The sequence below is a fragment of the Neobacillus niacini genome (assembly GCF_019749295.1).
GTDB lineage: Bacteria > Bacillota > Bacilli > Bacillales > Cytobacillaceae > Neobacillus > Neobacillus niacini_D.
Genome location: NZ_JACWFG010000001.1, coordinates 735,636 through 747,346 on the forward strand (window position 1 = coordinate 735,636; position 11,711 = coordinate 747,346).

Here is an 11,711-nt window from a genome sequence, read left to right on the forward strand (position 1 = left end):
CTAGAATAAAAAAAGAAAAACACCATGGTCATGGTGTCAGGCAGTCGAGAAACTCTCGACAGTCTTTTATTTTGGCTCTTTTTGTATAGAATGTTGTTTTTTGTATACAAATGGACCGTTCCTTTCCGCTACAGGTGCTTGCTTTCCGCGGGGAGGAAGTCGAGCCTCCTCGACGCTGCGCGTCTGTGGGGTCTCGACTTTTCCTCTACATCCCGCAGGAGTCAAGCACCTTTCGCTCCAATCCACTCTTTGCAACAATATGTTAGAAAAGAGCCTTTATTCTTCAATAACTTTAACATTTCACCGCGTTAATTTAACATAATATTATTTATATTAATAGGCCGATGGATTAAATGTATAAGCCTAAAAAAGAGATACAAAATGAAGCGGAATTTGTATTTATTGATGATTTAGTGCCTCACAATCACCTGTTAAGAAAGGTGGGACAAGTATATTAATTTTTCTTTTATTGGTGAACAAGTGTTACTTACCGATGCATCCAAAACATGAAAAAGTTTGCCACGCACTTAGCCAGGTTTGAAAAAGTGTGTGGCAATATCCAGGTTCATTCTCCCTGTTGATTGGAGTGGAAGGTGCGAAGACTCCTGCGGGAGTACGGGGCTGGGGAGACCCCGCAGGCGCTTAAGCGCTGAGGAGGCTCCCCGGCACGCCCGCGGAAAGCGAAGCACCTGGAGCGGAAATCAACAGGCCTTTGGGCAGGCAAAAAATAATAATTGCCGAGAAAGATACCTTTCTCGACAATCTGACACCATGGTCATGTGTTTTTCTGAGCGCGAAGCCAGAATTTACAAATACTTCCGATGAACACCTTTTCCATCATAGGAAAACAACATTCTTCGGTCTTCAATCATGGTTTCTATATGAGCAGGTCTTCCCCATAATTGGTGAATATACGGCAATACCTTTTCAAGATATTTCACATCTAATTCTACACCCTCATACCAATGCTTCAGATAGAGCTCACCGTTTTTCAAATAGTCACCGTCATTGACGGTAATGTATGGGAAGCCCCCATTTACACGCATATTGACAAGTTGGTCGCGAACATGCTCCCATTCCTTATCCACGATTTTATAATCCCTTCCCTGCTTCTGGAAGAGATACATATCTTCCCTCATCACTAGGTCTTTGTTTAAATAATTCCGTAAAAAAGATATATCGGATTCCACTTCACGAACTTCAAACATCTTTTCCCGGCCAGATCCTGGGGTAACTCCTCTTCTTATCATGTCTTCCGTTGGATTATTGTATCTTTCTTCAATATCCTCAAATATCTTAATGCCAAGATAGTACGGGTTAATTCCTGTCTTTGAAGGCTGAACAACACCTGCATTCAATTTTGCAAACTCAATGGCTTCACCACTTGTTAAATCCATCTCTCTTATGATTCGTTGATGCCAATATGACGCCCAGCCCTCATTCATAATTTTCGTTTCAAGCTGCGGCCAAAAATAAAGCATTTCTTCACGCATCATCGTCAAAATATCCCGCTGCCAATCAGTTAGTTCCCTGCTATAGGTTTCAATAAACAATAATATATCCTTCTCAGGTCTCGGAGGAAATTGCTTTTTTCTAGGCTGAGCTGGCTGTTGTTTGTCTTTTTCATCGAGCTTCCATAAATCATCGTAAGGAGAAGCTGTTTGCTGAACCTCATCTTCTGCATCATCCTCAAGTGACCATGCAAGTTTTGGTCTCATTAGTGAAGGGTCTATATGTTCATCAATAGCCAATACTGCATCTAGGAAGGTCTCGACTTCTTTTTTTCCAAATTGAATTTCATAAAGACGAATTCTTTCAGCCGTCGCAGCCATGCTTTCAACCATGTCTCGCTTGGTATTTTGGAAACGGACATTATTCTTGAAGAAATCACAATGAGCAAGTACGTGTGCAACAATTAATTTATTCTGTATGAGTGAATTGGAATCTAATAAGAAGGCATAACAAGGATTTGAATTGATAACCAGTTCATATATTTTACTTAGTCCTAAATCATAATGCAGTTTCATCTTATGAAACTGCTTCCCAAAGCTCCAGTGTGAAAATCTGGTAGGCATTCCATAGGCACCAAATGTGTAAATGATTTCTGCCGGGCAAATTTCATATCGCATTGGATAAAAATCTAAGCCAAAGCCCCGCGCAATTTCAGTAATCTCACTAATCGCGTATTCGAGTGCTTTGCGATCGTCCCCATTCATCGCCATTCCCCCTTTTCCTCTTACCACAATGTATGAGGAAAAACCGGGAAAGATGAAACAAGATGTAAAAAACAGCAAGTCTAACCTCTTATTTTCCCTTTTTTAAGTTCTTTGCCTCTTTTGCCAGGATTAGTCCTACATACTTATTTCTTTCCCATTCTGTCTCAAAAATTGACATAGGAGGAGACGTTTCTCCAACCAGTGGGCTAATTTCAATTGTCATAGCAGGGCGATGATATTTGGTGATAAACCAATCGGTGAACCCTCCCCCGGTAGCATGTTTAGGTGGTTTTCCGAGCTTATATCCTGTCAATTTTGATATTTTTTTTGCAATACGTTTATCTCTATAATGATGTTTACCATTATGATAATTCCAAAAAACCTCCCTGCCCGCCGAATGGTATGCTACAGCGATTTCCGGATTGATTTTACGTATAAATTTTGTTAATACCTGAACTTCTTTTGCTTCCAATGGCTTCTTACCCTTATAAAATTGGTAGTGCGGTGAATTGGGCTGCTTCTTAAGCTCTTTCCAGCCTGCAGGATATTGTCTATTTAAATCCACCCCCATTCCATTTGCTTTCCAGCGTTCAAAACTTTTCATTTCTTCATTCATTAAAAACAGCTGTTTTTGGTGGTTATTCGGGAACTGATGCAGAGCATTTTGTTGTATGGCAACACCATCTGGATTAAGCATAGGAATAAACCAAATAGAAACATCGTCTAATATAGCCGTTGAAAAGCGGCCATAATCGGCTTGATTCTGATAAGCTTTAGCGTACTCTTCGAGTTTCTTCATCAAAAGCATACTCGTCATCCATTCACGTCCATGATGAGCTCCAATTAAAACGATATTACGCTTTCCGCTTCCAAGCTTGATTGCATAAATCGTTCTGCCGAAATGAGTCTTTCCAATTTTCTTTACCTTTGCACTACTATATTGTTTTTGAATTTTTACTATATCTTTTTCCATATTCTCATACGAATAAGTTTGATTTGTATATACAATTCTTGCCGCTGCAATATCATCAATAAGTATGGATAAGAACAATAAAATACAAATAAGTTTCTTCATAAAACCTCCCTTTCTAATCAAATTCCTTATTTGTTATACAGGTAAAAGTTGAAAACAGCGTTATAACAACTTGTCCAACATTTTCTGCGAAAGTTATCGGCAAAAAGTCATAAAATAAACTCAACTCCTAGTAAGGAGGAGACAAAACAAATGAATAAAATGGATTATGATCGAGCCCTATATTATACACATCGATCTGAATGGGATAATTTACTGATACTCATGGTACGAACAAAAGACCAAATTTTATCAAAGCGGATTGAGCATTTCCTGCATGCTTATAACTTTGAACGTGACTACTCAGTAATTGAAAAAAGTTTATATTCTCTGCTTCGTTATATCGACCATGCTAACGAAACAGTTGAACATGATAATAATGAGTTACCGATGTATAGTCTTTCCTGAAAAATCAAGTGGATACAATTTTTGTTGAGAAAATATTTTACAACCGGACCAAAGAATTCCACCAAAAAAAACGGCTTCCTCAACGGAGCCGTTTTTTAAACTTTCTATATGTTAAGCGATTGGATATTGTTGAACAAGGGGATGAATGACGATTTCATCAATAAGCATATACTTTGGAGCAGAAGCCATGTACACCACAGCATTTGCAATATCTTCCACCTTAAGCCAATCATGTTTTTCTGGTAAACCTTGTGTAGAGTCGGCAAAATAAGTATCAACCATCCCTGGATTAATGGTGCCCACCCGGATGCCATATTCACGTACCTCTTGTGCTACAGACCCTGAAAAGCCTTGAACAGCATATTTTGAAGCTGTGTAAGCTGAACCATTCGGAATTGTATACCTGGCAACATCTGAAGAAATGGTAATAATAGTACCTGTTTTTCTCTCCTTCATATGTGGAAGCACCGCCTTGGTAGCCAAAAACACACCCTGTACATTCACTTCAAACACTTTTCTCCACTCTTCGAGAGTTACTTCTTCTGTTAATTTAAAGAATCCGACACCAGCATTATTAACAAGCATGTCCACTTGTCCATATTCTTCAATGGTTTTCTTAATCACTTGCTGCAGATCTTCTTCCTTTGTAACATCAGCCTGAATTGGAAGTACATGAGGAAAACCTTTACGCTTAAGCTCATCGGCTGTTTCTGAAATTTGTGCTGAGCTGCCGATTATCGCCAATTTCATTCCCTGCTCGGCCAGCTTAATGGCAATTTCTTTCCCAATTCCTCTAGATGCTCCGGTAACGATTGATACTTGATCCTTTAACATGATTTTTTTTTCCTTTCGTGTTGAAATACTTAGGTGAGTCATGAAAAATTAGTTTCCAGTTACCATTTTAACCTTATCGTCCACAAGTCCCATAAAATTCTTTTCAATTTCACTTAATTTACTTCTGCTTTCCTCTAAGCTTTTACTATTTACACCAAAATAGAATTTTACTTTTGGTTCAGTTCCGGATGGTCTCAAGCATACCCATGAGCCATCTGTGAAAGTATATTTTAATACGTTTGATTTTGGTAAATCGATTTTTTCGTCACCAGCAGATGTCTGTCGAATACCAGTCAGGTAATCTTCGGACGATGATATCGTTAAATCACCAAGCTTTTCAATTGGTTCAGAACGGAAAGAGGCTAAAATCTGCTGAATCTGTTCTGCACCTTCTTTACCCTTTAAGGTTAAAGATCTAAGACCTTCCTGATAATATCCATACTTTTCAAATACTTGCATTAATCCTTCATAAAGTGACATACCTTGTTTTTTATAAAATGCACATACTTCTACAGCTAAAATGGCTGCCTGCACAGCATCCTTATCACGGGCAAAGTCTCCGATGAGATAGCCATAACTTTCTTCATAACCAAAAAGGAAAGTGTATTCGCCACTTTCTTCATATTCCTTTATCTTTTCGGCAATAAACTTAAATCCTGTAAGCACATCAAAGGTTTTTAACTGATAAGCCTCTGCAATTTTCCTGCCAATTTCTGATGTTACAATCGTCTTAAGCACAACTCCATTTGAAGGAAGAGTCCCTTTGCTCTGCTCTTGTGTAAGAATGTAATCTAATAACAAAGCTCCCGTTTGGTTCCCCGTTAGAACAACATATTCACCCTCAGGATTAAGAACAGCAATTCCTAAGCGGTCTGCATCAGGGTCAGTGGCAATTAATAGATCTGCGCCCACCTTTTTACCATCTCGAATGGCTAATTCAAATGCGGCATGTTCCTCTGGATTTGGACTTTTAACTGTTGAAAATTCAGGATCTGGAAGTTCCTGCTCTTTTACAACCGTTACGTTTGTATATCCCAGTGCTTGCAATGCTTGGCGGACAGGCTTATTAGCTGTACCATGTAAAGGTGTAAATACTATTTTCACATCTGTTTCGTTCGAAATTGTTGGATTTTCAGAGATCGTCTTTAATTTTTCAATATAGGCTTGGTCAATCTCAGCACCAATTGTATTAATTAATCCAAGTGACCTTAGGTTTTCCTCGGTATCTACTTCTATCAACAATTCATTTTCAATTTCGTTAACCTTCGCAATAACCACGTCAGCTGCGTCAGGTGGTAACTGCCCGCCGTCAGAACCATATACTTTATATCCATTATATTCAGGTGGATTGTGGCTTGCTGTTATAACAATACCGGAAAATGCGTTTAGATATCTTAAAGCAAAAGATAATTCAGGTGTTGGTCTTAACTCATCAAATACATATGTTTTTATTCCTTTTGTTGCGAGCGTTCTTGCTGCTTCCATACAAAACTCTGGAGATTTATGTCGTGAATCGTAGGCGATCACTACTCCACGTTGTTTTGCTTCATTACCTTGTTCGTCTATGTATGCTGCTAATCCAGCAGAAGCTTTACGGACCGTATAGAGATTCATACGATTAGTCCCTGCACCAATTTCTCCTCGCATTCCGCCAGTACCAAACTCAAGATTTTTATAAAATAACTCTTCTAATTGTTTTTCATCATTGTTAATTTCCTCAAGCTGCTGCTTTAACTCTTCATTCAAGTTTGAGAACTGTATCCACCTTTTTGCATTTTCTTTCCAATCCATCAATTTCTTCCTCCTTATGCTTCCATCTACATTATTGTTCGAATTTCCCAATAAACTTACACCTTCTTTTTATTGTATATTTTATCTCAGTAAGTTCAAGGATTATAATAAAAAAAATGTCTGCAATTGCAGACATTTTTTCCTTGAAATTATACAAGTAGTTCATTTGCGGCTTTGATATAGATACTAAATACACTGTTTTTCATATTTTTTGCATCAACGAATTGTTCATACTCAAACGGAAAGAAAAGACCAAAATCTTGGAGGTTCATAACATTTTTATTAAATAACGCTTCATATTGATCATCAAGTGTTGTTGTCTCAAGTATGGAAATGATTGTTTGCATACTTGCCATTACTTGAAAAGCGTCCTTTAATGTATTAAAGTCATCTGGAGTATGCAATACTTTTAATTGCTCAAACTCCCTAATTTCCTTATCCGTAAAATAGAGTGGAAAAACAGTTGAATAGATATACCTCACAAGTCCACAAATTTCTTCTTCCTGACCCGGTGTTGAGGCAAAAACAATTTTCACTTGTAACCCACCTTTGCGATAACAATAATCTATCGTAATATATATACATAAGGATATCATAAATGAGAGTGAATTTTCGGTGGTAATTATAACCACGACAAATCTATAGTGAAATCTTGATATATAAGGAGTTAAGATGTTAAAAACAGTGCAAAAAGGCAATTGGATGGAAATTATTACACCCGAAAAATGGGAAGGAAAATCTATTGAGGATATCTTTCGAAAAGAATGGGAAGTCTCAAAGAAGCTTACTCATTTATTCCGAATGGAAAACAAAGTATTTGTAAATGGAAGTAAAGCTGCCTGGGGATCTCCTCTTAAATTGGGAGATAGGGTTCTGATTAAAATTTTTGAAGAAGAGGAACCAAATTTTATACCTTCTTTCTTCTATGATATACAAGTTCTGTTTGAAGATGAACATGTTATTGTTTTTAATAAACCTGCTTTTATGAGCACCCACCCTAATGATGACACTGATAAAAATACACTTTTAAATGCAGCTCAGTTTTACTTGCATTCCAAGGGTGAAAAAGAATTCGATATCAGACATGTACATCGTTTAGATAAGGATACAACTGGTGCTATCCTTTTTGCTAAACATGCATTGGCAGGTTCAATATTGGACAGAATGCTCGAAAAACATGAATTAAAAAGAACGTATCTTGCCATTGTCCAAGGCCATATAAGAAAGAAAAAAGGGAGCATACACGAGCCCATTGGTCGTGACCGCCACCATTCTACAAGAAGAAGAGTTTCTCCGTCTGGTCAGGATGCCCTAACGCATTATCAAGTTATTAAAGAACATACCAATACTTCATATGTTAAATGTTGGCTTGAAACAGGAAGAACTCATCAAATACGTGTACATTTAAGTCATATAGGGCACCCCTTAATTGGCGATACTCTTTATGGAGGAAAGCCGCTATTTAATAGACAGGCTTTACACGCAGCAAAGTTAGAATTTATACACCCTATTACTGAGGAAAAAGTGATTTGTTATGCTCCATTTTTGGATCAGCCCCCTCTATTTAAAGGGATAGACATACATAGCTTATAACAAAAAGGGCCGCCCACTTTTTGTGGGAGGCCTCATTTTTGCTTTTAGTCTGCTTTTCTAAATGCTCTCATTATTAGTGATAATAGGAAGACTAAAGCAACGGAACCGATTATGGCAGGAATAATTGCAAAATCGGCAACATTTGGTCCCCAATCTCCTAATAGTAAAGTACCAAGCCATGCACCAACAAACCCAGCAATTATATTACCGATAATACCACCTGGAACATCCCTGCCAACAATAAGGCCGGCTAACCAGCCAATTACTCCACCAACAATTAATGCCCATAAGAAACTCATTTGCGAACACTCCTTTTTTGTATTCATTTTTACAAATGATCACAACTAAAGTTAACAAGCAGTAATAATAATTAAAACACTGTCTTGTACCATTAAAGTACCCAATTACTATTTTTACATACATAAAACAAGTCTTTTTTGATACATAATTAAAATAATACCCGGGGAAAGTAATAGTAAATATTTTAGAATTGGAATCACACGGAAAAGTCAGAAAATTCTTTTGTTAAGTTTTTGTAAATTACGTAAATTTTTTATGATTTTTTTTTCTATATCAGATACAATGTTGTCCGTCAGTGTAAAAACTTTTTACATACTATTTAGGGGGATTTTGAAAATGGCAAAAAAGGTTGATAAATTTTCTGCTCTATTAAGTAATATTTCTTCTAACTTAAAGGAAGGGGCAAATTACTTTGCTGATTATAAATTAAAAAATATAAGTGATTTGAAAATTTTCTCAGAGAAGATGAAAGAGATTGAAACGAAGGGTGATTCCTTTGTTCATGAAGTAATTAAACAATTAAACGACGCGTTTATTACTCCTATTGAACGTGAAGATATTCTTCACCTAGCGAACAGCATGGATGATGTACTTGACGGACTAGAAGCTACCGCGGCATTGTTTGAGATGTACTCAATCACACAGGCAGATGATTTTATGCTTCAGTTTGTTGGTGCAATAAAATCCAGTGTTCATGAAATTGATGAAGCAATTGTACTATTATCAAATAAAAAACTTCCTCATATGAGAGAACACGCAATAAAGATAAAAGATTATGAATCTAAATGCGATAATATCCTTCGTCAGTCAATTAAGCATTTATTTACAGTAGAGAAAGACCCAATCCGGATTATTCAGTTTAAGGAAATATATGAAAATCTTGAGGATATTGCTGATAGCTGCCAATCCGTTGCGAATACACTTGAAGCCATTATCATGAAAAATGCATAAGGAGCAAACAAATGGAAATATTAATTATTTTAGTTGTCATCGGTGCCCTAGCATTTGACTTTATTAATGGGTTCCATGATACGGCTAACTCGATTGCGACTTCTGTCTCAACAAAGGCATTAAAACCGCGTCACGCCATTCTGTTAGCTGCAATTATGAATTTTGTAGGAGCAATGACGTTTACAGGTGTAGCTAAATCCATATCCAAAGATATTGTTGACCCTTTTACGCTTGAAAATGGATCGGTAGTTATTCTAGCTGCACTCATATCAGCTATTTTTTGGAACTTATTAACGTGGTACTTTGGAATCCCTAGTAGTTCTTCTCACGCAATTATTGGATCAATTGCCGGGGCAGCGATTGCATCAGCTGGTTTTGGTGCCCTTAACTATAATGGTTTCTTGAAAATCATTCAGGCATTGCTTCTTTCACCAGTATTAGCGTTCGCTGTCGGTTATATTGTGTACAGTATTTTTAAAGTGGTGTTTAAGAATGCAAATTTAGCGAAGACTAATCGAAATTTTCGTTATATGCAAATCGCCACTGCAGCTCTCCAGTCTTACTCACATGGAACGAATGATGCACAAAAGGCAATGGGGATTATCACAATGGCCTTAATTGCTAATGGTTATCTTGGAGCTAATGCTGAAGTTCCATTTTGGGTACAATTCTCCTGTGCGCTGGCAATGGGATTAGGTACCTCTGTCGGTGGATGGAAAATTATTAAAACCGTTGGCGGTAAGATTATGAAAATTAGACCAATTAACGGGGTAGCAGCAGATTTGACAGGTGCAGCTGTTATTTTTGGGGCCACTTTCTTACATGTACCTGTTAGTACTACACATGTTATTTCTTCCGGTATTTTAGGGGTTGGTGCTTCACACCGCCTAAAGGGTGTAAAATGGGACACGGCTCAAAGAATGTTAATTACTTGGGTAATTACACTTCCTATTTCAGCAGGTATTGCAGCTATTTCTTATTTCATTTTAAATCTTTTCTTTTAAATTTAATTAAATTGATCAAAGAGGATGATTTTTTCATCCTCTTTTTTATTTTCACCACTTCTAAATGTTAATCCCTTTCATATTTTTTATGTAGGGACAAGTTTGGGGTGATTATTATTGAGACAAAAAATTATGGCTATGCTTATCGGCAGTCTATTGTTAAGCCTTGGGGTTAATGGTTTTTTGGTGCCCTATCATTTGCTTGATGGCGGCGTGATTGGCTTAGGGTTAATCATTCACTATTTTTACGGGTGGCCCACTGGACTTAGTATGATAGTCTTAAGTCTTCCACTCTATATCTTGGCATGGTTCTTTGAAAGACGTTATTTTTACTATAGTCTTCATGGACTAATCATCTCATCTTTTTGCATTGACCTTCTTTCGTTTATCAATGGAAAGATACAGGTTGGTATTTTTCCCAGTACCATTATTGGGGGTATTCTGGTAGGAGTGGGGATCGGTTTAATGCTCCGCTATGAAACGAGTACGGGTGGAACTGATTTATTAGCCCAGATTCTTACTAAATTTACTTCTGTTAATATTGGAATCATCATTTTCCTAATTGATGGAATTGTCATTACCAGCGGGATTCAAGTAGTGGGTTTAGAAAAATTCTTCTACTCTCTATTAACTATTATTTTTGTTGGATTAATGACTTCAATAACTGTCATTAGAAAGCCCGAAATATATTGAAAGAACCTGCCTCAAAGCAGGTTCCTTCATCATTTACATATTCATTTTAATGATTTAACCTTTTCGGTACAGCTTTCCATAGCAGAAAGTATAGACCCTCGAAATTGCATTTTCTCAAGTGCTGCTACTGCTTCAATTGTTGCCCCGCCGGGAGTACAAACATTATCCTTTAACTGTCCGGGGTGAATTCCGGTTTCGAGCACCATCTTTGCTGCTCCAAGAACTGCCTGTGCTGCAAGACGATAGGCTTTATCCCTTGGTATTCCCTGAATTACCCCTCCATCTGCCAATGCTTCAATAAACATATAAACATATGCTGGGGAAGATCCACTTATCGCAGGGATAGCATCCATTAGTTTCTCATCCATTCTTTCAGTTTTCCCGAAAGTATGAAAAAGATTTTCGATTTCCTTGATTTCATCCTCAGTCATACTATCATTCGGACAAATCGCACTCATGCCTTCCCCCACTAATGAGGGAGTATTTGGCATCGTTCGAACACTCTTAATTTTGTAACCAAAATTGCGTTCAATATCATCTAATGTAATACCAGCTGCAATCGTTATGATAATGACTTCATGCTTAATATCATTTTTTATCTCTGCTATCAGTTTTGAATGTAAGTCTGGTTTTACGGCTAGAAAAAGGATATTTGAAAACCTGGCAACTTCCTGATTGTCTTTGGTGGCAGCTAATTGATAATTAGTTTTGATTTTATCAATTGTCTTATCTGTCGCAGCACTAACCATTATATTTTCTCTACTTATTTGATTATTCTTTAAAATGCCCTCAATCATTGCTTGGGCCATTTTTCCTGCCCCAATGAATCCAATCTTTTTATTCACTTAA

Annotated in this window: 12 protein-coding genes; 5 read left to right on the plus strand and 7 right to left on the minus strand. The window is 37.2% G+C overall.

The window, feature by feature from the left end; genetic code table 11:
• Window positions 1–806: 806 nt before the first annotated feature.
• Together H0184_RS03570 and H0184_RS03575 are read right to left on the minus strand one after the other, a co-directional pair.
• The gene (locus H0184_RS03570) at window positions 807–2,216 is read right to left on the minus strand and encodes a SpoVR family protein (RefSeq protein WP_221821035.1); all 1,410 of its coding nucleotides are present in this window, start codon (window positions 2,214–2,216) and stop codon (window positions 807–809) included.
• 88 nt (window positions 2,217–2,304) lie between these two features.
• Window positions 2,305–3,291 carry a M14 family zinc carboxypeptidase gene (locus tag H0184_RS03575; RefSeq protein ID WP_221821036.1) on the minus strand — a complete coding sequence of 329 codons (987 nt, stop codon included), beginning with the start codon at window positions 3,289–3,291 and terminating at the stop codon, window positions 2,305–2,307.
• A 150-nt stretch (window positions 3,292–3,441) separates the two neighbouring features.
• Here H0184_RS03575 and H0184_RS03580 point away from each other — a divergent pair, with 150 nt between their 5' ends.
• Window positions 3,442–3,696, plus strand: a complete 255-nt coding sequence (locus tag H0184_RS03580) for a YhdB family protein (protein WP_221821040.1) — start codon at window positions 3,442–3,444, stop codon at window positions 3,694–3,696.
• 111 nt (window positions 3,697–3,807) lie between these two features.
• On the opposite strand, the gene H0184_RS03585 is transcribed toward H0184_RS03580, so the two are convergent.
• From H0184_RS03585 to H0184_RS03595, 3 genes are all read right to left on the minus strand, one after another.
• Window positions 3,808–4,530 (minus strand): SDR family oxidoreductase, encoded by a 723-nt coding sequence (locus H0184_RS03585; protein ID WP_221821042.1) that lies wholly within the window; start codon window positions 4,528–4,530, stop codon window positions 3,808–3,810.
• Window positions 4,531–4,578: 48 nt separating this feature from the next.
• Window positions 4,579–6,321 (minus strand): phospho-sugar mutase, encoded by a 1,743-nt coding sequence (locus H0184_RS03590; RefSeq protein WP_221821044.1) that lies wholly within the window; start codon window positions 6,319–6,321, stop codon window positions 4,579–4,581.
• 149 nt (window positions 6,322–6,470) lie between these two features.
• On the minus strand, window positions 6,471–6,857 hold the full coding sequence (locus H0184_RS03595; protein ID WP_221821048.1) for a YhcU family protein: 387 nt from the start codon (window positions 6,855–6,857) through the stop codon (window positions 6,471–6,473).
• Between the two features lie 136 nt (window positions 6,858–6,993).
• Here H0184_RS03595 and H0184_RS03600 point away from each other — a divergent pair, with 136 nt between their 5' ends.
• Entirely contained in the window at window positions 6,994–7,914 is a 921-nt protein-coding gene (locus H0184_RS03600; RefSeq protein WP_221821052.1) for an RluA family pseudouridine synthase, read from the plus strand.
• A 44-nt stretch (window positions 7,915–7,958) separates the two neighbouring features.
• Here the strand turns inward: H0184_RS03600 and H0184_RS03605 are convergent, their stop codons facing one another.
• Complete coding sequence (locus H0184_RS03605) at window positions 7,959–8,213, minus strand: GlsB/YeaQ/YmgE family stress response membrane protein (RefSeq protein WP_221821054.1); 255 nt, start codon at window positions 8,211–8,213, stop codon at window positions 7,959–7,961.
• Window positions 8,214–8,550: 337 nt separating this feature from the next.
• Here H0184_RS03605 and H0184_RS03610 point away from each other — a divergent pair, with 337 nt between their 5' ends.
• From H0184_RS03610 to H0184_RS03620, 3 genes are all read left to right on the plus strand, one after another.
• On the plus strand, window positions 8,551–9,165 hold the full coding sequence (locus tag H0184_RS03610; RefSeq protein WP_221821056.1) for a DUF47 domain-containing protein: 615 nt from the start codon (window positions 8,551–8,553) through the stop codon (window positions 9,163–9,165).
• 11 nt (window positions 9,166–9,176) lie between these two features.
• On the plus strand, window positions 9,177–10,169 hold the full coding sequence (locus tag H0184_RS03615) for an inorganic phosphate transporter (RefSeq protein ID WP_221821058.1): 993 nt from the start codon (window positions 9,177–9,179) through the stop codon (window positions 10,167–10,169).
• 132 nt (window positions 10,170–10,301) lie between these two features.
• Window positions 10,302–10,862 (plus strand): YitT family protein, encoded by a 561-nt coding sequence (locus H0184_RS03620; protein WP_221821297.1) that lies wholly within the window; start codon window positions 10,302–10,304, stop codon window positions 10,860–10,862.
• A 41-nt stretch (window positions 10,863–10,903) separates the two neighbouring features.
• Here the strand turns inward: H0184_RS03620 and proC are convergent, their stop codons facing one another.
• The gene (gene proC, locus H0184_RS03625; RefSeq protein ID WP_221821059.1) at window positions 10,904–11,707 is read right to left on the minus strand and encodes a pyrroline-5-carboxylate reductase; all 804 of its coding nucleotides are present in this window, start codon (window positions 11,705–11,707) and stop codon (window positions 10,904–10,906) included.
• Window positions 11,708–11,711 lie beyond the last annotated feature (4 nt).